Genomic DNA, 22,753 nt, shown 5'->3' on the forward strand with positions numbered 1-22,753 from the left:
CCCCGCGAGGAGGGGCCGCCCGGCCGGAACCGGGATCACCGCACGTCGTGGCCGCGGGTGACTGTCCGGATCACCGCACGTCGTAGGCGCGGGTGATCGTCTGGGTGACCGCGTTGCCGTTGGCGTCGGTGAGGGAGGCCTTCAGCGTGACCGGCTTGCCGGAGGCGCCGGTGTGGTCGAGGACGGCCGTCCAACGGCCGTCACGGTGCCCGGTCGGGGCCTGGATCCAGGTGGTGCCGCCGTCGTAGGAGTACGACAGCGACGCGGCGGTGATCGCGCCCGCGGCGTATCCCGCGTGGCCCTCGGCCGACAGTCCGATCTCCGTGTCCTTGTGCGCGGGCACGGTGTTCAGGCCGTCCACCGGCACGTCGTACGCGGGGAAGAGGAGCGGGAGGCCGCGCGAGTAGACGTCCGGCTCACGGTGGGAGCGGAAGGTCCAGGAGGTGGTGACCGCGCTGGAACGCAGCCAGTTCTTGTCCGAGCTCTGGATCTTCTGCAGGTTCTGGGTGAGCTCGTAGACGGAGTCGTCGTCCGGCACCTGGAACACGCCGTACGGGTCGGCGCGTCGGCCGATCTCCTCACCGTTCCGCTTCAGCCGCAGGTTGCCGATGTCGCCGAACGACCCGCCGGGGGACCAGTGGTCGCCGGAGCCGTCGAGCCAGAACGCGGTCTGGATGCCCATCAGGTCGCCCTGCCGCTCGGCGGCCAGCACGGGCTTGCCGTCGGTGTCCCGGGGGGCGGCCGGTCGCAGCGCGCCGCGGTACCACTCCTCGGCCCGCCGCTCGCCCGGCCGGTAGGTGCGCTCCTGGTCGCCCAGGAACGCGGCGAACGGGAAGCTGCTCATCGCGCCGTGGTACCAGACGTCGTCGCCGGTCGAGTAGTACGCGGTACGGGTCGCGGGTACGTGCACCTCGGCGAACTGGCTCACCGGGATGTAGTCGCTGCCGCTCTCGGGACGGCGGACGAACAGGGCGTCGAGGTAGTCCGCTTCCTTGCCCACGGCGTTCCAGGTCTCGGCGACCCGCGCCAGCCGGGAGTCCCTGGGCCGGTAGACCTGGTCGGAGCGGAGCGGTCCCGAGGTCGGGAACGTCAGGTTGTAGACGTACGGCGAGCCGCCCTCGGAACCGGTGGCGTGCCAGGTGGGCCGGAACTCGAAGGTGCCGTACGTGGTGCGTCCGTCGACGTCCGCGTAGAGATCCTGGACGCTGCCGTCCATGGAGAGCGATCCGGCGACCAGCCAGGTGTCGTCCCAGATCCGGGCGTAGCCGATCGTGGCCGCGTCCACCACCGTCGGCCGTTCGGTCCTCAGGCTCAGCCGGTGGGCCTGCCGGGCGTCGAGGACGACCGTGGTGTCCTTGGTGATCCGGAGCTGCGGCTTCGCGAGGTAACTGACCGACCCGGGTGCCCCGTTGGCATTGTTGGTCGTCAGGAAGGCGCTGAGGGAGAAGCTTCCCGGGCGGACGCGGTACGTCTGCTCGGCGGCCCCGGAGTTGATGCGGCGCTCGCCCTTGTCGATGTCCAGGCTGATCAGGTCCAGGGAGGAGGAGCCGGCCGCGGGCCGGCCGTCGCGGTCCACGGCCTTGACCCGGAGGGTGACCGTCTCGGGCTCGACGTAGAGCGTGACCGGCACGGAGACGTGCACACCGCGGCCGGTGGCCAGGATGCGGCCGGTGACCGCGCCGTACTGGGAGTCCTTCAGGCGCGCGGTGGGATCGATCCGCACCGGCACCTGGACCGTGGCACCCGCCGGGACCGTCACCCTGTGCCGCACCGGCTCGACGACGCCGGAGCGGACCTCGCTGCCGTCGTTGCCGTGCACGCCGTCGGCCTTCAGGCCCAGGGTCACGGCGCTGCCGCCGGTGTTGGTGAAGGGCACCGTCACGGTGGTGCGGTCCGAGGCGCCCTGCGGCCAGTTGTAGCTGCCGCCCTGGACGGCGGGCGCGGCCAGCACCTTCTGGTTCACCGCGGCGAACACGTCGAGGACGCCGGCCCCGGTCCGGTCCGCGCCCTCCACCCCGCCGCCGGTGCGGGCCGAGGAGACGAGTGCGGACTTGATCTGCTGCGCGGTCCAGTCCGGGTGGGCGCCCCGGACGACGGCCGCGGCGCCCGCGACGTGCGGGGTGGCCATCGACGTACCGGACATCGACCGGTAGGCGTACACGCCGCGGCCGCCCGCGCTCGCCGCCGAGATGCCGACGCCGGGCGCGGCGATCTCGGGCTTGAGGGTGTGCGTGACAGCCACCGGGCCCCGGCTGGAGAACGGGGCGGTGCTGTCGTCACGGTCCACCGCGCCGACCGTCAGCACCTCGGGCACGCACCCGGGCGAGGAGACCGTTTCGGTGCCCGGCCCGGCGTTGCCCGCGGCGACGACGAACAGGGTGCGGGTGCTCTGCGCGAGCTTCTGCGTGGCCTGGGCCACCGGGTCGGTGCAGTCCCCGATCGCCTGGCTGCCCAGGCTCATGGAGACGACGTCGGCTCGCTGGTCGACGGCCCACTGCATGCCCGCGATGACCCACGAGTCCTGCCCGTACCCGGCGTCGTTGAGCACCTTCCCGATGAGCAGGGAGGTGCCCGGGGCCACGCCCTTCTTCCGGCCGTCGCTCGCCGCTCCGGAGCCGCCGACGGTGGAGGCGGTGTGGGTGCCGTGGCCCACCCGGTCGTCGGTGGTCGCGGAGTCCGTGAAGTTCTCGGAGGCGGTGACCCGGTCCACGAGATCCGGGTGCCCGGCGTCCACCCCCGTGTCCAGCACGGCGACCTTGGTGCCGCTGCCGTCGTGACCGGCCGCCCAGGCCTCCGGCGCGTGGACCTGCCGGGTGGACCGGTCCAGGGTGGCCTCGACCTTCCCGTCCAGCCACAGCTTCCGCGGCGCGGAGGCGGAACGGGAGTCCGGGGCGGTGACGTCGCGCCAGAAGGCGGCGGCGCTGTCCTTGTCCGCGGTGAGGGCGACGCCGCCCACCGCGGGGAGGAGCAGCCTGCGTTCGGAGCCGCGGGGGGCCGCGGGCGCGCTCCGTGCGACGTTCACGCCCGTCCCGTAGGTGGCGATGAGCGGCAGCGTGTCGGTGTGCGCGTCGTCGTACCCCTGGCGGATGAGGCCGGTGACGTTGAACAGCCGCTCGTCGACCCGGCCCTCGGCGACGGCCCGGGAGGCGCCGTCGGGGTAGACGTAGAGGTCCTTGCCCGACTGGTACGTCTGGACCACCGGCCGGGTGCCGTCCTCGCGCGGCAGCACCGCCGCGGAGCTGCGGCCCGATGCGTCCGTGGTCACGAGGACCTTGTCGCCGGTGATGAGCGTGACCGCCGTCTGCCGGCCGCCGGACGGTGCGGAGCCGCTGCCGACGACCGGTCTCTTCCGCGGGCCGTCGTCGGGTGGCGTGCCCGACGCCCCGGACGGAGCGACCGCGGTGAGGGCCAGGGCGGCGGCGCAGGCCGCGGCCAGGGATATATGGGTGAGGGGGCGCATGGATCTCCCTGCTTCGACGCGGTGAAATGCCGTGGTGCGGCTGCAGCCTGGCAGACGGGCCGACGCGTCGGGGATGCCTGTGCGTGACGGGTTTCGCGCATGTCGGTTTTCCGTCACCGTGCCGTGTGCGCGGTCCCGGCGGTACGCCCGGCGCCACCCCGGCGGTACGCCGTGCACGGTCCTGGGGGTACGTCCTGCCCCGATCCGGCGGTACGTCCTGCCCCGTTCCGGCGGTACGTCCTGCTCCGTTCCGGCGGTACGCCGTGCACGGTCCCGGTCAGTGGGCGGGGTGGTTCACAGCCAGCCCGCGCGGGCGGCGTGCCAGCCGAGCTGGAGGCGCGAGTCCGCCCCGGCGAGGTCCATCAGCCGACGTGTCCGACGCTCCACGGTGCGGATGGAGACACCGAGCTGCGACGCCGCGCGCCGGTCCGACACCCCGGCCAACAGGAGTGCGAGAACCTCCAGTTCACCCACGGTCGGCTGCCGCTCCGCCGTCGGCTGCATCCGTACCCCCGTGGGGGTGGGATACAGCGGCCGGGCCTGGTCCCATTCCTTCTCGAAGAGCTGGACCAGGGCGGTGAGCAGACCGCTGCGATGCACCACGATGGCGCTGGGCTCGCCCCCGGATCCGGTCATGTCCAGCGGCACCATGGCGCGCTGACGGTCCGACACGACCATCTTCAGCGGCAACTCCTCGACCAGGCGCAGCTCCAGCCCCGCCGTGATCGCCGCACGCATCTCCCGGGCCACCTCGTGGCCGTCGAGATAGTCCTTCGTGGCCACGACCCGGAAATCCACCCCCCGGTCCAGCGCGGCGCTCTCCGACAGACCGGTGTCCGCGCGCGGCACCGCGATGGGCGTGCCGACGAGGAAGACGAGCAGCTCCCGCTGCGCGCCGCGCTGGAGCTGGTGGAACCGGTGCGCGACCTGCTCCACCCCGACCACCACCTCCACGACACTGCCCGCCGAGTGGGCGGCGGTACTGCGGTACTGCTCGGTCAGCATCGAGAACGCGGTCTCGGCCCGGTGCAGGGCGTTGCGCTGCTCGACCAGGAGCGGGGCCAGGGCCACGGAGGGCGGCGTGAGCCGGTAGGGGGTGGCGGAGCCGTCGCCGGTTCCGGCACCCGCCCGGGCGCCTGCCGCCCCGCACGTCCCGGCCGTCCCGTCCGTCCCGGCTTCGACCGCGACCGCGACCAGACCGCGTGCCGCCAGGTCGTGCAGGACGCGGGCGGCGTCGTCCCTGCCGAGCCCGGTCTGCCCGGCGAGGTCCCGCGCGGAGGCGGTCGGCCGGGCCAGCAGCGCGGTGTAGACGGTCTCCTCGTCCGGGCTCAGCCCCAACGCCTGCAGCATCCAAAACTCCCTCGGGCAGCCGCCGTCCTCGGCCCCGGCACGGCTCGACGGGCCGCGAGGACTTCCGCCGGGGCCCGAACCCTATCCCCCCGCCGGACCGTGCCCACCGGCCGCCCCGGCCGCGAACCAGCCGCTCCGCCCCGGCCGCGCGCCACCCGTTCCGCGCGGGCCGGGGGCAGTCACCGGACCGTCCCCGGCGGGGCGTGACCGACCTGCGGCCGAGCGTGCCTACGGTACGGGAAATGCCCCATTCGCCCCGGAGGTCCCGTGCCCCGCACACATCGGAAGAAGTCCGCCCGACCGGTTGACACGATCGAACCACCCACCACGGCCCAGGTGGCGGCCGCCGTCGCCGCCGTGACCGTTCTGGTGGGGGTCCTGGGGTTCCTGTCCGAATCCCCGGTGTGGCTGCTCGGCCTCCTCGTGTTCCTGCCGGGGGCGGCATCGGCGCTGTGCACCGTGCGTCAGACGGGGTTCGTGTTCGCCTGGACCGTACTCGTCGTCATCGGCACCATGCTCCTGCGGCACGGTGACGGGCGGCCGTGGCTCGACAGAATCCTCATGATGCTGCTCACCCTCGTCCTGGGCGCGGCCTCCGTCTACGCCTGCCACCGCCGCATCGGCCGCGAACGGGAGACACTGCGGCTGCGCTCCACGGCCGTCGCGATGCAGCGTCACATCCTGCGCCCGCTGCCCATGCTCACCGACGACGTCCTGGTAGACGGCGTGTACGAGCCGGTGCAGGAGGACCGGCTCGTCGGCGGCGACATCTACGACGTCGTGGCCTCCCCCTGGGGGACGCGGGTGCTGATCGGCGACGTCCAGGGCAAGGGCCTGCCCGCGGTGGGCGCCGCCTTCGCCGTCATCGGTGCCTTCCGCGCGAGTGCTCACAGAGAACCCACCCTGACCGCGCTCGTCGACGCCCTGGACGCCTCCGTCGTCCTGCACAACTCGTACGCGGCGCAGACCGGCGACGACGAACGGTTCGTCACGGCCCTGATCATCAACGTCGACGCGCAGGAAGAGGCACAGGCCGTCAACTGCGGTCACGTACTGCCGCATCTGCTCCACGACACCACCGTCACCACGCCCGACCTCACCTCGGGTGTCCCCCTCGGTCTCGCCGAGCTGTCCGCCGAGCCCGCGACCGTCGACTGGTTCGCCTTCCCGCCCGGCGCGACGCTGCTGCTCACCACCGACGGGCTCACCGAGACCCGGTCCGCCGACGGCGCGTTCTTCCCCGTCACCGAGAGCCTCGCCCGGCACGTGTCGCTCCCCGCCACCGATCTGCCGCGCGCCCTTCACGACGACGCGCGCGCGTTCGCCGAGAAGGAGCAACAGCACGACGACGTGGCGATCCTCTCCGTGCGACGGTCCCCGTACCGCTGAGCGCGCCGTCGGCGCCACTGCGGCGGACGCGGTGCGACCACCCGGGCGAAGGCCCGCTTCCCGGCGCGTCGTCGTGCTCGCCTGTCTGCACTAACCCCGCGCGCGCCGGGGGCGGGCCGCCGTGAGGCTGTGGGCATATGCGCTCCCGCCGCCGACGCGGCGAACGACGAAGAGGGTTCTTCCTGTGCGTCTGTACCGAATAGCGCTGTGGGCCGTCGTGCCCGTGGCACTTCCCCTGCTGGCCGCGCCCGCCGGAGTGACCGTCGCCCGGCCCGCCCGTGACCGTGCTCCCCAGCCGCCGCTCGCCGCGGGGCGGCTCGAAGCGGCCGTCCGCCCGAGCCGGGCCGAGCGGCCGTTCCCCGCGTTCGGCGCGATGCGGATGGCCCCGCCCCGCTCGGCCCCCCGGCCCGCCATCGTGCCCCGGGCGGGATGGCGGGCCGACGAGACCAGACGCGACCCGTACGCCAAGTACGCGGGCGGCGTCGGCGCGGTCTTCGTCCACCACACCGACACCCCCAACGACTACGACTGCGCGGACGTCCCCCGCACCCTGCGCAACCTGTACGACGGCCAGACCGGTGACCTGCACTGGGGCGACATGGGGTACAACTTCCTCGTCGACCGCTGCGGCACCGTCTACGAAGGCCGCGCGGGCGGGGTCGACCGGCCCGTCGTCGGCTCCCACACCCTCGGCTTCAACCGGGGCACCACCGGGGTCGCCGCCATCGGCACCTTCGGCCCGGGGACACCCGTACCGGCCGCCATGGAACGCGCGATCGCGGCGGTCGCCGCCTGGAAGCTCGGCCTGAGCGGCGTCGACCCCCTGGGCAAGGCGCGGCTCACGTCCACCAACGACAACAGTCGCTATCCCAAGGGGACTTCGGCCTCGTTCGACGCGATATCCGGCCACCGCGACGGCTTCGCCACCAACTGCCCCGGCGAGGCGCTCTTCGCCCGGCTCCCCGCGATCCGCAAGCTCGCCGCGGACCTCCAGACCAAGGCCGCGGCGGCGCCCGCCACGGCCCGCCCGACGGCACCCGGTGCTGCCCGCCCGGCCGCGCCCGCCCCGGTCCGCCCGCCGGTCACCGCCAGGTGACCCTCAGCTCCCGCACGCCCGTGGGCCTGTCCGCGTCCGCCGAGGTGACCGTCAGCCGGACCCAGCGGGCCACTGCCCCCGCCCGGTAGGGCCGCCAGTTCTTCCGGTCGGCCGAGACGTCCAGGCGGTACGCGGCCGGGTGCGGCCCGGCCCACTCCGGTACGGCCGAGGCCGCCGCGCCCGTCCGCCCCAGGTCCACCGTCAGCGCCCCCGTCCGGCCGGCCGGGGACCAGACGGTGGCCGGGCTGCCGTCCACCGCGGCCGCCGCGTACAGCCCCGGGGCCTCGGAGTCCGCCGTCACCGGGCGGCAGCGGGCCGCGTCGTTCGTCGCCGCCAGGTCCGGGCGGCGGGTCGGCAGTGTCAGCGTGCCGTTCAGCAGGCGGGGACCGGCGGGGGAGTGGACGGTGAAGGGGGCGCCCGAGGTCAGCCGCACCGTCGTCGTGCGCGGGCCGATCACCACGTCGAACGTACGCCCCTGGTAGCGCAGGCCGGTCAGGGTGACGCCGCGCGCCAGCTGCGGCGGCAGCAGCGGATCGAGCCGCACCCCGTCCTCCCGCAGCCGCAGCCCGGTCAGCCCGTGCGTGAAGACCTGGAGGAAGCCGCCCTTCCCGGTCAGGAAGTCCTCGGCGGGCGCGCCCGCCAGCGGGTCCTGGGCCCCCGCCCTGGCACCCCGGGCCTCGCTGAACAACACGTACGGGCCACGGACGAACGGCCGTACCGCGCGCTGGAGATAGGTGTACGTCGCGCAGCCCGGCTCCCCGATCGCGGCCGCGTCGATCGCGTGCACCGAGTCGGTCATCGCCGGGCCGTCCGGGTCGGTGCGCGCCGCGTAGTGGTCGAGGGTGGCTGCGGCGGCGCCGGGCTCCATCGGCCACTCCAGCGGGTAGATCAGCAGCACCGTGTCGGCCTGCTTGATCGTCGAGCCGTCGTACCCCGCGTACTGGAGGAACAGCTTGCGCGCCGGGTCGTACGGGATGCGCAGCCCGTCCGCGACCCGCTGCCAGGCGTCCGGTGCGGGGTGGCCGAGCAGCCGGGCCGCGCGGGTGGCGTCGCGCAGGGAGGTGGCCGCGACCGCGTTGGTGTAGACCCCGTCGGTGACGCCGTTGCTGTACTCGTCGGGGCCCGCGACCTCCTTCAGCGAGTAGCCGCCGTCCGCGTCGGCGGTGGCCCGTGAGACCCAGAAGTCGGCCGCCCCCGCCAGCAGCGGCCAGCCGCTCCGGGCCAGCCACTCGCGGTCCCCGGTCGCCAGGTAGTACTGCCAGACGGCCAGCGCCACATCTCCCTGGAGGTGGATCTGGGTGACGCAGTGCGGCGGGTTCCAGCTCTGGCACTCGGACCACAGCTCGCCGCGGCTCGCCCCGGTCCAGGGATGGAACAGGCCCTGGAATCCCAGCTTCCGGGCGTTCTCGCGGGCCGCGCCGCGGGTGCGGTGGCGGTACTCGACGACGGAACGGGCCAGCTCGGGCCGGGTGACCAGCAGCCCCGGGTACATCCAGGTCTCGGCGTCCCAGAACACCATCCCCGCGTAGGAGTCGCTGGTCAGACCTGCCGGGGCGACACTGTCCCGGGACCCGGCCCGGGTGGACGCCAGCAGCCCGTACTGGGCCGCCCGCAGCCACTTCTGGAGTTCCGGGTCGCCGGGGACGGTGACGTCGGCCGCCCAGTCCCGCCGCCAGGCCGCCGCGTTCGCCGAGAGGACCCCGGACCAGCCCCGGCGGGCGGCCCGCCGGGCGGCGTCGCGCGCCGTGGTGCGCGGGTCGGAGGAGGTGAGCGCGGTGTCGACGCCGACGAACTTCTCGACGGTGTACGTGCGCCCGGCGCGTACCCGGTGCGTGCTCCGGGGTGTGAGCGCCGTCGTGGAGCCGCCGGAGCGTACCTCCTGGACGATCGCGCCCCGGACCTTGGTGCCCCGGGTGCGGAAGGTGCCGTCGGCGGCGAGGTCGATCCGGCGCGCGCCGCGCGGGTCGAGGCGCGCGGTGACGGTCGCGGTGCCGCTCCAGCGCGGGGTCAGGCGCAGCCGTACGGCGCCGGTGTGCACCGCGGACCGGTCGGCGAGCACCTCGTAGACCAGGTCGGTCGCGCGGCCGTCGGCCGTGGTCCAGCGCAGTGCGGTGCGCACCAGTCCGCAGCGCAGGAAGAGGGTCTGGCGGTAGTGCGAGATCCGCCCGGCGGGTGTGCCGGGGCCGTAGGTCTCCCCGCCGACGCGCAGGTCCAGGGCGGTCCAGCTGGGCAGCGCGGCGGCCACCTCGCGGCCGGCCGCGAGATCCGGTTCGCGGCCGAACAGGCCGGAGACGAAGGCGCCGTCGTAGCGCGGGGTGTACAGCGGCCAGCCGGTCTTCCCGCCCGGGGCGGCGTACCCGGCCCCGGCGGCCGGCACCCGGTGGCCCAGGTACCCGTTGCCGGTGTACGGGTCGTGACCGGCCGCCTCGCCGTAACGGGTGGACGTCGGCGCCCAGGCGGGGTCGGTGTCCCGGCCGCAGGCGGGGGCCGCCGGGGCGGGCGGTGCCGCCGCCCCCGAGAAGGGGGCCGGGGCGGCGGGGGCCGGGGAGGCGGCGAGCAGGGCGCCCGCGAGCAGCGACGCGAGGGGGACGAGGGCGGTGCGGGGGCGGATGCGCGGAAGGCTCACCGTACGACCGTAGAAAGCCGCGGCCCGCCCGGTGGTGCGCGGCGCGCGGGGTGATCGGGCGACGGCGCGGCCGTTCCGGGCGGGGCCGGGCCGGTGACGGGCGAGGCCGGGCCGATGACGGGCGGGGCCGGGCCGATGACGGGCGGTGGACACCCGGCGATGTGCGGTGGACACCCGGCGACGGGCCGATCCGGCCGTTCACGGGACCGGGGGCACCCAGGGACGCCGGGCCCGGGGGCAGCCAGGGACGCCGGGCCCGGGGGCAGCCAGGGACGCCGGGCCCGGGGGCAGCCAGGGACGCCGGGCCCGGCGGGGTCAGGTGGCGGGACCGGTCTTCAGGCCCGCGCCGCACAGCGGGACCACGACGCTCCGGTCCGTCCAGCCGCCGACCGCCGCCCAGCAGGCGACGCCCGTGGTCTCGACGTAGAGGCCGCGCGCGGCCAGATCCAGCTGGGCGGCGCGGATCTGGTCCTCGGTCACCGTGAGGAAGGTGCCGCCCGACTCCCGGACCGCGGCCAGGACGGCCCCGGCGCGTGGCGGACGGGTGATGGCGATGCCCTCGGCGAGGGTGGCGGCGGCCGGGCCCGCCGGGGCGTCGGGCAGCCCGTCGGCACCCGCCCGGAAGGCGGCGGCCAGCGGGGAGACCGCCTCGGCCTGGACGGCGATCAGCGCGGGCCGCCGGTCGATCAGCCCCCGGGCGTGCAGCTCGGCGGTGGCCAGGGCCGCGCCCAGCAGCAGTGTGCCGTTGCCGACCGGTACGGCGATGGCATCGGGCAGCCGCCCGCCGAGGTCCTCCCACAGCTCGTACACATAGGTCTTCGTGCCGTGCAGGAAGTACGGGTTGAAGACGTGCGAGGCGTAGAAGGTGCCGGGCATGTCGGCGGCGGCGCGGGCGGCGGCCGCGGTCGCCTCGCGGTCGCCCGGGACGATCTCCAGGCGGGCGCCGTGGGCCCGGATCTGCTCGGTCTTCTTCGCGGAGGTGCCCTCGGGGACGTACACCGTGCAGGGCAGCGAGGCGCGGGCGCAGTACGCGGCGACGGCCGTACCGGCGTTGCCGCTGCTGTCCGCGACGACGCGCTCCGGCGCGAGCCGCCGGGCCAGCTCCGCGAGCATCACCGCGCCGCGGTCCTTGAAGGAGAGCGTCGGCATCAGGAAGTCGAGCTTGGCCGAGACCGTCCCGGTGAGCGGGACGAGCGGGGTGCGTCCCTCGCCGAGGCTCGTCGCGGGCGCGGAGAGCGGCAGCACCTCCTCGTAACGCCACAGTGAATTGACGCGCCCCGCCAGGGAGTCGAGCGCGAGCGTGCCGGCGGGCTCGAACGCGAGGTCCCAGGGGCCGCGGCAGAGCGGGCAGCACCAGGTGAGAGCGGTGGTGTCGGCGCGGGTGCCGTCCTTCGGGCAGATGTATGAGGGCATGCGGTCAGCATGTCAGGCGCGTGACCGCCCCGTGGCGAAGGTATTGCGCAGCTTGGCGCACCCTTGTGCGATTCCCAAGAATCGGTCAATCTTTCGCTGTCGACGGGGACTTGGGCGGCGCGGCGATCCCACCAATGGATTGTCATGCCCATGCCTTTTCTTGTTCGGCAGCACTCCGTCTCGACGCACGTGATCCCCCACCTGAGCACCGCATATCGAGGAGGCCCCCCACATGTCAGTGACACGTCACACCCCCTTCGCCCGCCGAAGACTGGCCGCGGCGAGTGTGGTGGCGGGTGCGGCCCTCGCGCTGTCCGGCGCGGCGGTGTTCCCCGCCACGGCGTCCGGGCCCGCCGCCGAGGGCCGGATCCAGAACGCCGGTGCCCCGGGCACCATCAGCGGCAGCTACATCGTCACGCTCGACGAGTCGGTGGCCGAGGCGGGCTCCGCGAAGGGCCGGGCGCTCGCCGAGGAGTACGGCGCCAAGATCCGGAAGACCTACCGCGCCGCGCTCAACGGCTACTCGGTGCGGCTCTCCGAGGCGCAGGCGAAGAAGCTCGCCGCCGACCCGGCCGTCGAGTCCGTCGTGCAGAACCGGACCTTCCACGCCACCGGCACCCAGACCTCGCCGCCCTCCTGGGGACTCGACCGGATCGACCAGAAGTCCCTTCCGCTGAACCAGAGTTACACCTACCCGGACCACGGCGGCGCGGGCGTCACCGCGTACATCATCGACACCGGCGTACGGATCAGCCACAGCGACTTCGGCGGCCGGGCCTCCAACGGTTACGACGCCATCGACAACGACAACACCGCGCAGGACGGCAACGGCCACGGCACCCATGTGGCGGGCACCGTCGCGGGCACGTCGTACGGCGTGGCCAAGAAGGCGAAGATCGTCGCCGTCCGGGTCCTCGACAACAGCGGCTCCGGCACGACCGAGCAGGTCGTCGCGGGCATCGACTGGGTGACCGCGAACGCGGTCAAGCCCGCGGTGGCCAACATGAGCCTGGGCGGCGGGGCCGACCCGGTGCTCGACGCCGCCGTGCGCAAGTCCATCGCGTCCGGCGTGACCTACGCCGTCGCCGCGGGCAACGAGTCCACCGACGCCTCCACGAAGTCCCCGGCGCGGGTCTCCGAGGCCATCACGGTCGGCTCCACCACCAGCACCGACGCCCGCTCCAGCTTCTCCAACTACGGCACCGTGGTGGACATCTTCGCCCCCGGCTCGTCGATCACGTCGTCCTGGAACAGCGGCGACAGCGCCACCAACACCATCTCCGGTACGTCGATGGCGAGCCCGCACGTGGCCGGTGCCGCCGCGCTCTACCTGGCCGACCACCCGGGCGAGTCCCCGGCGCAGGTCTCCGCCGGACTGGTCGCCGCCGCCAGCACCGGAGTGGTCACCAGCCCGGGCACGGGCTCGCCGAACCGCCTGCTGAACGTCGGCACCGGCTCCACCACCCCGCCGACCGGCAAGAAGTTCGAGAGCACCACGAGCTACGGCATCGCCGACTACGCCACCGTCGAATCGCCGATCACCGTCAGCGGGGTCAGCGGCAACGCCCCGTCCGCGCTCAGCGTGCCGGTGGACATCACCCACACCTACAGCGGCGACCTGAAGATAGACCTGGTCGCGCCCGACGGTTCGGTCTACAACCTGAAGGCGTACGGGACCGGCGGCAGCGCCGACGACGTGAAGACCACCTACTCGGTGAACGCGTCCTCGGAGGTCGCCAACGGCACCTGGAAGCTCCGGGTCACCGACAACGCGGGCGGGGACACCGGGCGGCTCAACTCCTGGGGCCTGCAGTTCTGACCCCACGGGCGGCGGTGACGGCACGTCCGTCGTGACGAAGAGCCCGCCGTGATGACGCGCCCATGATGCGTGGAACATGGGCAGGACCTGCGCGGAACATGTGGGGCGGTTGCTTCGGCGGCCGCCCCACGGCCGTGCGCCGGGAGGCGGCCGGCTCACGCCGGAGCCGGGAGCGGCCCGGGTGAACCGGGGACGGGTGCCGGCCGTGCAGGGGGCGGGAGTTCTCCGGCGGCCGGTGGCCGGGTCCGCGCGGGCGCGCGGCGGGACCGGGCGGGGCGTGTGCGGGGCCGGGCCGGGCGTGTGCGGGGCGCGGCCGTCCATGCGCGGACGGGGAGCGAATCATCACTTCGGGTGAATCTCTGGCCCATGCTTGCGGTTCACAACCGACGGTTGTCAATCTGTTGCAGTCCGTCAACCTGTTGGGAGTGGCCTGTGGCTTTCGGTGAGCAGCCGGCGTATCTGCGCGTCGCGAGCGATCTGCGGGAGAAGATCGTCAGCGGTTCGCTGCCGCCGCATACGCGTCTGCCTTCGCAGGCCCGTATCCGCGAGGAGTACGGCGTCTCGGACACCGTCGCGCTGGAGGCGCGGAAGGTGCTGATGGCCGAGGGTCTGGTGGAGGGCCGTTCCGGCTCCGGTACGTATGTGCGCGAGCGTCCCGTCCCCCGGCGGATCGCCCGTTCCGGCTACCGCTCGGCGGCCGGGGCCAGTCCGTTCCGCCAGGAGCAGACGGCGGAGGGGGTGCACGGGACGTGGGAGTCGCGCAGCGAGCAGGAGGCGGCGAGCGCCGAGGTCGCCGCGCGCCTGGGCATCGAGCCCGGCGACCGCGTGATGCGGACGGCCTACACCTTCCGTGAGGCCGGGGAGCCGATGATGCTCTCCACCTCCTGGGAGCCGCTCGCCGTGACCGGGCGTACGCCGGTGATGCTGCCGGAGGAGGGGCCGCTGGGGGGCTGCGGGGTGGTCGACCGGATGGCCGCGATCGACGTCGTCGTGGACAACGTGGCCGAGCAGGTCGGCGCGCGCCCGGGGCTGGCGGAGGAGCTCCTGGCGCTCGGCGGTGTGCCGGGCCATGTGGTCATGGTGATCGAGCGGACGTACTACGCCTCGGGCCGGGCGGTCGAGACGGCGGACGTGGTGGTGCCCGCCGACCGCTTCCGGGTCGGGTACCACCTCCCGGTCCGGTGAGCCGCCGGTCGCCGTGACGAGCATGTGCTTGTCATGGCCCGGTCGTAAGGTGCCTCGCAGGGGCGTATCCGGTCGGATGCGCCCCTTTTCGCTGCTTCCCGTCACCCTCCCGTCGCTCCTTCCCGGCCCCTCCGGCTCCCCTTGGGGGCGCTCCTCCCCGGCCCCTCCGGCTCCCCTCGGGCCCTCTCGGGCCTCCCTCTCTCGGCCTTCTTCCCGGCCTTCTCGGCCTGATCGGTGCCTCTTTGTGTAATTACGTATCCGTTGAGTGAAGGTCAGGCGTACGCTCGCGCATATGCGTACTGCGGTTTCCTGGGGATCCTTAGTGAGGTGCACGATGTTCGTGGGAGGGGCACGGTCCGGGGGAGGCGCGCGATGAGCGACAGCGGCGCCACTCTTCCCTGGCTGGTCATACGACAGGACGACAACGGCAATCGCTACCGCGTCGGCCACTACGCCACGCAGGGCGAGGCCCAGGCGATCGCCGACAAGCTCGACGGCCGCGGGCACGAGCAGCTCTACTGGGTGGAGCGCGTCGAGCGCGGCCCCCGCGCCTGACCCCGCCCGCGACCTCCGCCCGCGCCCCGGCGTCCGCCGGGGGTCCGCCGCCTCGTTAGGGTCCTTGCGACCTGGCGGTACGAACGAAGGCGGAAGCGATGTCGGGCCTGATCGACACGGTGGCATGGGTGCGGGTGGAGGACGGCAGGATTCTCTGCGCCCGATCGCGGGGGAAGGACGTCTTCTACATCCCCGGCGGCAAGCGCGAGGGGCGGGAGACCGACCTCCAGACCCTGCTGCGCGAGGTCGAGGAGGAGCTGAGTGTGGCCATCCTCCCCGCCACGGTGTCCCCGATGGGCACGTACGAGGCGCAGGCGCACGGCCATCCCGACGGCGTGGTCGTACGCATGAGCTGTTACGCGGCCGATTACCGGGGAACGCTGACGGTCAGCAACGAGATCGAGGAGATGGCCTGGTTCTCGTACGCCGACCGGCCGCTCGTCCCGCCGGTCGACCAGCTGCTGTTCGACGACCTGAAGGCCGCGGGCGCGCTGCGCTGACCCGGGGGCCGGCCGGGCGGTCGGGACGGTCCGGGCGGGACGGCCCTCCGGGCGGTCGGACGGGCGGCCCTCCGGGCGGTCGGAACGGTGGCGGGCGCCACGGCGGCGGCGCGTGCCGGAGCCGTGTGCGCCCTCTCCGTCCTGCTCACCTGTTCGTGTGCGCGGCCATACACCCGTACGCCCCACGTGTCGTTCCTGGCGGTAATTCGTCCTGATTATCGGGTATGTGCTGAGTAGTCCTCGCACACGGGACGTCCGCGCTGCTGGTCTTGGGAAGTGGTCGGCGTGATCGACACCGAAGGCGACATCGCCGAGTGGACCTTCCCGGCTGAGCCGGGCGCCGCACGGTCCGCACGGCACGCCGTCCGGGGTGCGCTGAGCGCCTGGGGAATCGACGGCGCCACCGGGGACATGACGGTTCTGCTGGTCAGCGAGCTGGTCACCAACTCGATGCGGTATACATCCGGCCCCATCGGCGTGCGGTTGGTGCGTCCCCGGGCCGACGGCGAAACCGTCGCCGCCCCTTCCGGCCTGCTGGTGGAGGTCTCCGATCCGCTTCCGGATCCCCCCACCGAACGTATGGCTGGGCCGGAGGACGAAGGGGGCAGGGGGCTCCAGCTGGTGGCGTGTTCCGCGCAGCGCTGGGGGACCAGGCGCGGAAAGACCGGCAAGACCGTGTGGTTCGAGCTGGCTCTGCCTGGTTAGGAGAGGGGTGGGACGGACTGCGATCACGGCTCGGCCGCAAGCGGGCTGAAAGGGACTGAGACCGTGCTGTGATCGTGAACGCCGTGTCGGTTGGGGCCGGAGTGCTGAATACTGCGGGCAGGACCGGTCCGGTGTGTGAGCTGGAGGGGACGGTCGCGTGAGCGAAATACCTGGGACAGCGGGCGGCATCATGTGGCAGAGCAGCCCGCCTGGCTCGATCTACGACTACATCAGGGTCGCCTCCTTCTCGATCGGCCCCGATGGCCGGATCGAGCAGTGGAGCAGCCGGGCAGCCGGCCTTTTCGGCATGGGCGCCGACAAGGCGGTCGGCATGGACCCGGTCGACGTCTTCATGCCCGCCGCACTGCACACCGAGGGGCGGCGCCGGATCGCCGAGATCCTCGACGGCAAGGAGTGGACGGGCCTGGTCCCCTTCCGGATGCCGGGCGAGCGGGCCGTGCACGGGCTCGCCGAGATCTATGTGATGCCGAGCGAGACGGCGCGCGGGGAGCGGGCCGCGCTCTGCATCGTCGTGGACGTCCGGGCGCTGCGCCACATCGAGACGGACCTGGCGGCCTCGCAGGCCATCTTCGGTCAATCGCCCTTCGGGTTCGTGCTGTTCGGTACGGACCTGGCGGTCGTCCGCGCCAACCAGCGGTTCGCCACCGTCTTCGGCGGCCGGGCCGACGACCACCGCGGCCGCACCGTCGAGGACTACCTCTCCGCCCCCGAGGCCGACCGGCTCACCGCCACCCTCCGGCGCGTCCTGGAGACCGGGGTCTCCGTCACCGACCTCCAGCTCGTCGGCACGGCGCCCGGCGAACCGGGCAGCCGCCACTGGTCCATGAACCTGTACCGGGTGCACTCCGGCTCGGGCCGACCCGTCGGCGTCGCCGGGCTCGCCACCGATGTGACCCGCCGCCACATCGCCGCCCGCGAGGCCGCCAGCGCCCGCCGCAACCTGGCCCTGCTCAACGAGGCCAGCGCCCGCATCGGCAACTCCCTCGATCTGGAGACCACCGCCCGCGAGCTCCTCGACGTGGCCGTGCCCGGCTTCTGCGACCTCGCCTCCGTCGACCTCTACCAGGGGCTGCTGACCGGCGACGACGCCCCGCCGGGCAGCTGGGACTCGCTGCGCCAGGAATCCGTCGGCGGCTCCGCCGAACTGCGCCGGGTCGCCCTGGCCAGCGCGGTGGCGGACGCGCTGCCCGAGGACGACGGGGAGAGCGGCACGCCCCGGCTCGGCTCCGTGCACCGTTTCGCGTTCAACTCGCCGTGCGCCGTGGCCCTGCGCACCGGCCGGGTCGAGGACGTGCCCGGCGACGACCGCGGATTCGTCCAGTCCACGCTCGCCGTGCCGATGGTCGCCCACGACACCGTCGTCGGTCTCGTGCAGTTCTCCCGCACCAAGGGCAGCGAGCCCTTCGGCGAGCGGGACCGGGGGCTCGCCACCGAGCTGGCCGCCCGCGCCGCCGTCTGCATCGACAACGCCCGCCTCTACCGGCGCGAGCACGAACGCGCGCTGATCCTCCAGCGCAGCCTGCTGCCGCCGGGCGACCCGGTCGCCGCGGGCCTCGACATCGCCTGCCGCTACCTCCCCGGCAACACCGCCACCGAGGTGGGCGGCGACTGGTTCGACGTGATCGAGCTGCCCGGCCACCGCACCGCGCTCGTCGTCGGCGACGTGATGGGGCGCGGGCTGCGGGCCGCCGTGGCCATGGGCGAACTGCGCACCGCCGTACGGACCCTGGCCCTGCTGGACCTGGAACCCGCCGAAGTCCTCGCCGCGCTCGACGAGGTGGCCCGCGGGCTCGGCACCCCCGGCGGGGTCACGGCCGACGGCGGCTCCCAGTGGCCCTCCCGGGCCGCCCACAAGTCCCGCGAGGCCGACCTCTCCGAGGTCTACCTGGCGACCTGCGTCTACGCGGTCTACGACCCGGTCACCCGGCGGTGCACCTTCGCCAACGCGGGCCATCTGCCGCCCGCCGTCGTCGAACCGGGCAAGCGGGCCCGGCTGCTAGACGTACCGCCCGGGATGCCGCTCGGCGTCGGCGGCGAACCCTTCGAGGAGGTCGAGATCGACCTCGAGGAGGGCTCCCTGCTCGCCCTCTACACCGACGGGCTCGTCGAATCCCGCGACCACCCGCTCGACGAGGGCCTCGACGCCCTGCGCGGCGCGCTGGTCGAGCCGGAACGGCCGGTCGAGGAACTCTGCGACCACGTACTGACCACGCTCGACACCCGGCACGGCGAGGACGACATCGCCCTGCTGATGGCCCGTATCCAGGGCCTGCCCGCCGAGGCGGTCGGCGACTGGCGGCTGCCCCGCGAGCCCCGCTCGGTGGGCCGGGCCCGTGAACTGGCCCGTGACCGGCTGCTCGCCTGGGGTCTGGACGACCTGGTGGACACCACCGAGCTGCTGGTCAGCGAGCTCGTCACCAACGCCCTGCGGTACGGGGAGGGCGAGATCAGGCTCCGGCTGCTGCGCGACCGCACCCTGGTCTGCGAGGTGTGGGACGCCGGGCTGGTCCAGCCCCGGCGGCGGCGGGCCCGCGACACCGACGAGGGCGGGCGCGGACTCCAGCTGGTCGGACTGCTCAGTGTGGGCTGGGGGTCGCGGCGGACCCCGCGTGGCAAGACCGTCTGGTTCGAACTGGCCCTTCCCGACGGGGAACCGGCCGCCGAGCTCTCCATCGACCAGCTGCTCAGCATGTACTGAGCGGGGTGCGCGCAACGGACGGCCGGGGTCACGATCCGGTCTTCAGGGCGGCCAGCCGGGCCTCGATCTCGGCCCGGTCGCCCAGCGCGTCCAACTGCTCGAACTGGGCGTCCAGGGACGAGGCGGCCAGCTCCCGCTTGCCCGCCGCACGGGCCTCCTCGCGCCGCACCTTGTCCTCGAAACGGCCGATCTCGCCGGCCGGATCGAGGAGGTCCACGCTCTTGACCGCGTCCAGCATGCGGTTCTGTGCCTCGGCGGACTTGGCGCGGGCCACCAGTTCGTCCCGCTTGGCCCTCAGCTCCGACAGCTTCTCCTTCATCCGGTCCAGACCCGACTTCAGCCGGTCCACCACCTCGGTCTGCGCGGCGATCGTCGGCTCCGCGGCCTTCGCCTCCTGCTCCGAGCGGAGCTGGCGGCCGAGCGCGACCTTGGCGAGAGCGTCGAACCGGTCCGCCTCCGCCGCCGAGCCCGCCGCCCGCAGCTCGTCGGCCTTCCGGCTCGCGGCCAGGGCCTTGCCGCCCCACTCCCTCGCCGCCTCCACGTCCTCCCGGTGGTCCTGCTCCATCAGGCGCAGGTTCCCGATGGTCGAGGCGATCGCCTGCTCCGCCTCCGCGATGTTGGCGGTGTAGTCGCGGACCAGCTGGTCCAGCATCTTCTGCGGGTCCTCGGCCTGGTCGAGCAGTGCGTTGATGTTGGCCTTCGCCAGCTGGGTGACCCGGCCGAGAACGGTCTGCTTGGACATCGACGTCTCCTCGTCGTGAAGGGAGTGGACGGGGTGGTGCGTACGGGTCGTTCAGAAGCGGCCGCCGCCCCCGCGCCGGCCCCTGGTCCCCCCGCCGCCGAAGCTGCCCGGCCCGCCGCCACCGCCCCCGGCGTACCCCCCGCGTCCGCCTCCGCCGCCGCCCAGCAGGCCGCCCAGGATGATTCCGCCGAGCACCGCGCCGCCGACCCCGCTGCCGCCCGCCGGGCCGCCGACCGCCCCGCCCGGACCGCCGTACGACCGCACGTCGTGCTCCGCCAGCCGCCGGGCCTGCCCGGCCAGCGCGTCAGCCTGCTGCACCTCGGCGAGCGCCGCCTGCGGATCGCCCGTCCCGGCCAGCTCCCCGGACCGCTCCAGCCGCCGCTGGGCCTCCGCGAGACGGGTACGGGCCTGACTGCCCACCGCGCCCCGGCTGGTGGCGATCAGGTCGGCCGCGGCGGCGACCGAGGAGCGCGCGGTGAGCGTCGCCCCGTCCAGCAGGGCGAGGGCCCGCCGGTCGCCCTCCTCCCGCTCCCGGGCCCCGGCCAGCGCCGCGTCCAGCGCCGTGTCCGCCTCCTCGACCCGGCGCAGCGCGTCGATCGGGTCGTACGGGCCGGCCGCCAGCTCCCCGCGCACCGCCTCGATCACCGACCGGGCCCGTGCGATCCGGCCCCGCAAGTCCGCGGTCGGCACCCCGGCCCCGGTGCCTTCGAGCAGCCCGCCCGCGTCGGCCAGATCGGTCTCCGTCTCGGCCAGCGCGCCGGGCAGCCGGTCCGCCGCCTCCGCCAGCTCCCGGGCCCGCCGCTCCACCGCGTCGACCAGGGTGGCCGCCTGGTCGACGGCGCCCTCACCGGCCCGGATGTACACCGCGGCAGCCGAGCGGTCCGCCGCGTCCACCGACTGCCGGGCCCGGTTCAGGTTCGAGGTGGCGAACAGCAGCCGGTCCCTGGCCTGTTCCAGGTCCTCGGCGGCGGCCGCCGAGGCGGAGGCCGCGTACCGCCCGCGCATCGCGATCAGCGCGGCCTCGGCGCCCGGGACCCGGCCGGCCAGGTCCCGGAACGCCGTCTCGGCCGCGGCGAGTGCCTGCGGGGCCTCGCGTTCCAGGGCGCGCAGCCGGTCGAAGTCCCCGGACACCGCGTCGAGGCGGGCGCCCGCGTCCGCGCAGCGGGCGAGGATCTCGTCGAGCATCCGGCGCCGGTCCGTGTCGTCCTCGGGGAAGGCGTCGTCCAGCCGCTGACGCACCCGGAACGCGATGGTCAGCTCACCCTTCGCGAAGTCGACGGCGGAGGTGAACGGGGCCGCCGCCTCCTCGCCGAACTGGGCGGTGGCGAAGCCCAGCTCCTCCTCGCTGGTGCGGACCGCGTCATCGGTCTCCACCAGTGCCTCCTTCGCCCGGGCGTCCAGCTCCGGCAGCGGCACCGGCGGGCCGCCGGGCCCGGCGGCCGGTCCCCAGCCCTTCGCGGCGGGCGTGGTGCGGGTCGCGCCGCGCCGTCTGCGCCGGGTGTACGCGTAACCGGCCGCGGCCGCCGCCCCGCCCACGACCACCACCGGGAGGACCAGATCGGCGGTGTTCGTACCGCCGGAACCGGAGCCGCCGGGGTCGGCGGGGCCGGGGGTGAGGGACGGAGCGGGGACCGGCTCGTCGGCCAGCACCGCCGCGTAGCCGTCCGCCGCACCGATGGCCGCGCCCGCCCAGTCGTGCACCCGCAGCGCGGGCTCGATCGCGGTGCCCGCCACGTCCCGCAGCTGGGCGTCGGTGAGCCGGGAGTCCCGCTCCACGGTGTAGGCGTACCGCCGGTCGTGGGTGGCGACGGCCAGCAGCACGTCGTCCCGGCCGAGTCCGTTGCGGTCGGCCGTCGCGTCGGCCCAGCTCTGCGCGGACCGGCCGGAGAAGTCGCGTACGTACACCACGAAGAGCTGGACGCGGCGGTCGGCGTAGAGCCGGTCGAGCGCGGCCCGCACCTGGTCCGTACGGTTTCCCAGCGCGTCGACCCGGTCGGTGATCTGCCCGTCCCGGGACAGGTCCACGGGGCCGTCGGCGAGGGCCGGACGCGCGGCGGGAAGGGCCAGCCAGCCCGCCGCCAGCAGCATGGCGAGCACGGCCCGGCCCGGTACGGATATTCGGGTACGGCTCACGAGCGGCGTCACGTTTGTGAGGCTATGTCCGCCCTCCGTGACCCGCGACCCGGAACCCGGCCGTGCATACTGCGACGGCACACCGCACACGGGGGGAGACGGATGTGTTCACCGCGACGGGGCGCGCGGCCCGGGGAGCACGGGAGCGGATCGGCCGGTTCCGCTGGACCTGGCCGCGGCGGATCGCGCTGGGCGCGGCGCTGGTGCTGGTGGTGCCGGTCCTCGCCGCGGGCGTCGCCCTGCGGATCGGCTACGCGGGCGACCCCGGCGACGGCACCCGCACCCGGGGCCGCGACGCGATCTGGCTCGGCCACGCCTGGGTCGACGGGCGCAAGGACGACACCGACCTCGCCGCCTTCGCCGCCCGGATCAGGGGCACCGGCATCAAGGACCTGTACGTCCACGCCGGTCCGCTGGAGCACGACGGCACCCTGCCCGCCCGCCGCTACCCGCGGGCCGGGTGGCTGATCGACGCCGTGCACCGCGTCCTGCCCGGCGTCCGGGTCCAGGCCTGGCTCGGTGACGTGCTGGCCACCGAGGGGCCCGACGGGCTGCGCCTGGAACGGGCCGCGTCCCGCGCCGCCGTGGTCGCCTCGGCCCGGCAGATCCTGGACGCCGGGTTCGACGGCGTCCACTTCGACCTGGAGCCGCTGCACTCCGGCGACCGCGACTATCTCTCGCTCCTCGACGACCTCGGCGCACTCACCGGCGCACGCGGGGCGCGGCTCTCGGTCGCCGCCCACCAGATCGACCCCCTCCCGGCGGCGCACCGGGTGAACGGGGCGCTGACCGGCCGCCAGAAGTGGTGGTCGCAGGAGTTCTTCGGCCAGGTCGCCCGCCGGGTCGACCAGATCGCCGTCATGTCGTACGACACCTGGATGCCGCTGGAGGGGCTGTACGGCGGCTACGTCGCCCGGCAGACGGCGCTGGCCCTCGAGGTGACCCCGAAGGACACCGACCTGCTGATGGGGCTGCCGTTCTTCCACGAGGACGACCTCGGCCACCACGAGTCCGCCGAAACCGTCGCGGCCGCGGTCCGCGGCACCCGGCTGGGGCTGGGG

15 protein-coding genes are annotated in these 22,753 nt (G+C 74.2%); 9 read left to right on the forward strand and 6 right to left on the reverse strand.

Translation table 11 applies throughout. The annotated features are described in order from the left end of the window. Nucleotides 1-70: 70 nt before the first annotated feature. Together ACFCV8_RS26040 and ACFCV8_RS26045 are read right to left on the reverse strand one after the other, a co-directional pair. The gene (locus tag ACFCV8_RS26040) at nt 71-3,460 is read right to left on the reverse strand and encodes a S8 family serine peptidase (protein ID WP_376687867.1); all 3,390 of its coding nucleotides are present in this window, start codon (nt 3,458-3,460) and stop codon (nt 71-73) included. A 294-nt stretch (nt 3,461-3,754) separates the two neighbouring features. Next, entirely contained in the window at nt 3,755-4,810 is a 1,056-nt protein-coding gene (locus ACFCV8_RS26045; RefSeq protein ID WP_376687868.1) for a helix-turn-helix domain-containing protein, read from the reverse strand. 267 nt (nt 4,811-5,077) lie between these two features. On the opposite strand from ACFCV8_RS26045, the gene ACFCV8_RS26050 reads away from it, so the two are divergent. Next, entirely contained in the window at nt 5,078-6,199 is a 1,122-nt protein-coding gene (locus tag ACFCV8_RS26050) for a PP2C family protein-serine/threonine phosphatase (protein WP_376687869.1), read from the forward strand. A 184-nt stretch (nt 6,200-6,383) separates the two neighbouring features. Continuing rightward, nucleotides 6,384-7,295 (forward strand): N-acetylmuramoyl-L-alanine amidase, encoded by a 912-nt coding sequence (locus ACFCV8_RS26055; RefSeq protein WP_376687870.1) that lies wholly within the window; start codon nt 6,384-6,386, stop codon nt 7,293-7,295. On the opposite strand, the gene ACFCV8_RS26060 is transcribed toward ACFCV8_RS26055, so the two are convergent. Continuing rightward, entirely contained in the window at nt 7,282-9,921 is a 2,640-nt protein-coding gene (locus ACFCV8_RS26060) for a glycosyl hydrolase family 65 protein (protein ID WP_376687871.1), read from the reverse strand. The two genes, ACFCV8_RS26055 and ACFCV8_RS26060, sit on opposite strands and share 14 nt — an antisense overlap. A 315-nt stretch (nt 9,922-10,236) precedes the next feature. Further along, complete coding sequence (locus ACFCV8_RS26065) at nt 10,237-11,334, reverse strand: threonine synthase (protein WP_376687872.1); 1,098 nt, start codon at nt 11,332-11,334, stop codon at nt 10,237-10,239. Between the two features lie 232 nt (nt 11,335-11,566). Here ACFCV8_RS26065 and ACFCV8_RS26070 point away from each other — a divergent pair, with 232 nt between their 5' ends. The 6 genes from ACFCV8_RS26070 to ACFCV8_RS26095 all read left to right on the forward strand — a co-directional run bounded on the left by ACFCV8_RS26070 (nt 11,567) and on the right by ACFCV8_RS26095 (nt 18,817). Next, complete coding sequence (locus ACFCV8_RS26070; protein ID WP_376687873.1) at nt 11,567-13,153, forward strand: S8 family serine peptidase; 1,587 nt, start codon at nt 11,567-11,569, stop codon at nt 13,151-13,153. Between the two features lie 432 nt (nt 13,154-13,585). After that, a complete protein-coding gene (locus ACFCV8_RS26075; RefSeq protein WP_376687874.1) occupies nt 13,586-14,338 on the forward strand; it encodes a GntR family transcriptional regulator in 753 nt (250 codons plus the stop codon). Between the two features lie 372 nt (nt 14,339-14,710). Continuing rightward, entirely contained in the window at nt 14,711-14,893 is a 183-nt protein-coding gene (locus ACFCV8_RS26080; protein ID WP_376687875.1) for an SPOR domain-containing protein, read from the forward strand. A gap of 98 nt (nt 14,894-14,991) precedes the next feature. Beyond that, a complete protein-coding gene (locus tag ACFCV8_RS26085; RefSeq protein WP_376687876.1) occupies nt 14,992-15,393 on the forward strand; it encodes an NUDIX domain-containing protein in 402 nt (133 codons plus the stop codon). 276 nt (nt 15,394-15,669) lie between these two features. Then, nucleotides 15,670-16,098, forward strand: coding sequence for an ATP-binding protein (locus ACFCV8_RS26090; RefSeq protein WP_376687877.1), 429 nt, complete (start codon nt 15,670-15,672; stop codon nt 16,096-16,098). Nucleotides 16,099-16,288: 190 nt separating this feature from the next. Next, entirely contained in the window at nt 16,289-18,817 is a 2,529-nt protein-coding gene (locus ACFCV8_RS26095; RefSeq protein ID WP_376687880.1) for a SpoIIE family protein phosphatase, read from the forward strand. Between the two features lie 28 nt (nt 18,818-18,845). Here ACFCV8_RS26095 and ACFCV8_RS26100 read toward each other — a convergent pair whose 3' ends face one another. Together ACFCV8_RS26100 and ACFCV8_RS26105 are read right to left on the reverse strand one after the other, a co-directional pair. After that, on the reverse strand, nt 18,846-19,559 hold the full coding sequence (locus tag ACFCV8_RS26100; protein WP_376687878.1) for a PspA/IM30 family protein: 714 nt from the start codon (nt 19,557-19,559) through the stop codon (nt 18,846-18,848). A gap of 51 nt (nt 19,560-19,610) precedes the next feature. Further along, nucleotides 19,611-21,647, reverse strand: a complete 2,037-nt coding sequence (locus ACFCV8_RS26105; RefSeq protein ID WP_376687881.1) for a TPM domain-containing protein — start codon at nt 21,645-21,647, stop codon at nt 19,611-19,613. Nucleotides 21,648-21,796: 149 nt separating this feature from the next. On the opposite strand from ACFCV8_RS26105, the gene ACFCV8_RS26110 reads away from it, so the two are divergent. Continuing rightward, nucleotides 21,797-22,753, forward strand: a 957-nt coding sequence (locus tag ACFCV8_RS26110; protein WP_376687879.1) for a hypothetical protein, incomplete at its 3' end; no start/stop codon positions are given.

Origin of the sequence: Streptomyces sp. NPDC056347, from assembly GCF_042262625.1 — a bacterium.
Classification (GTDB): Bacteria; Actinomycetota; Actinomycetes; order Streptomycetales; family Streptomycetaceae; genus Streptomyces.

Coding starts and splice junctions, on each gene's coding strand:
- ACFCV8_RS26040 (WP_376687867.1), bottom strand. CDS start 3,460: ATGCGCCCCCTCACCCATATATCCCTGGCCGCGGCCTGCGCCGCCGCC.
- ACFCV8_RS26105 (WP_376687881.1), bottom strand. CDS start 21,647: ATGCTGCTGGCGGCGGGCTGGCTGGCCCTTCCCGCCGCGCGTCCGGCC.
- ACFCV8_RS26070 (WP_376687873.1), top strand. CDS start 11,567: ATGTCAGTGACACGTCACACCCCCTTCGCCCGCCGAAGACTGGCCGCG.
- ACFCV8_RS26045 (WP_376687868.1), bottom strand. CDS start 4,810: ATGCTGCAGGCGTTGGGGCTGAGCCCGGACGAGGAGACCGTCTACACC.
- ACFCV8_RS26065 (WP_376687872.1), bottom strand. CDS start 11,334: ATGCCCTCATACATCTGCCCGAAGGACGGCACCCGCGCCGACACCACC.
- ACFCV8_RS26095 (WP_376687880.1), top strand. CDS start 16,289: ATGTGGCAGAGCAGCCCGCCTGGCTCGATCTACGACTACATCAGGGTC.
- ACFCV8_RS26100 (WP_376687878.1), bottom strand. CDS start 19,559: ATGTCCAAGCAGACCGTTCTCGGCCGGGTCACCCAGCTGGCGAAGGCC.
- ACFCV8_RS26080 (WP_376687875.1), top strand. CDS start 14,711: ATGAGCGACAGCGGCGCCACTCTTCCCTGGCTGGTCATACGACAGGAC.
- ACFCV8_RS26085 (WP_376687876.1), top strand. CDS start 14,992: ATGTCGGGCCTGATCGACACGGTGGCATGGGTGCGGGTGGAGGACGGC.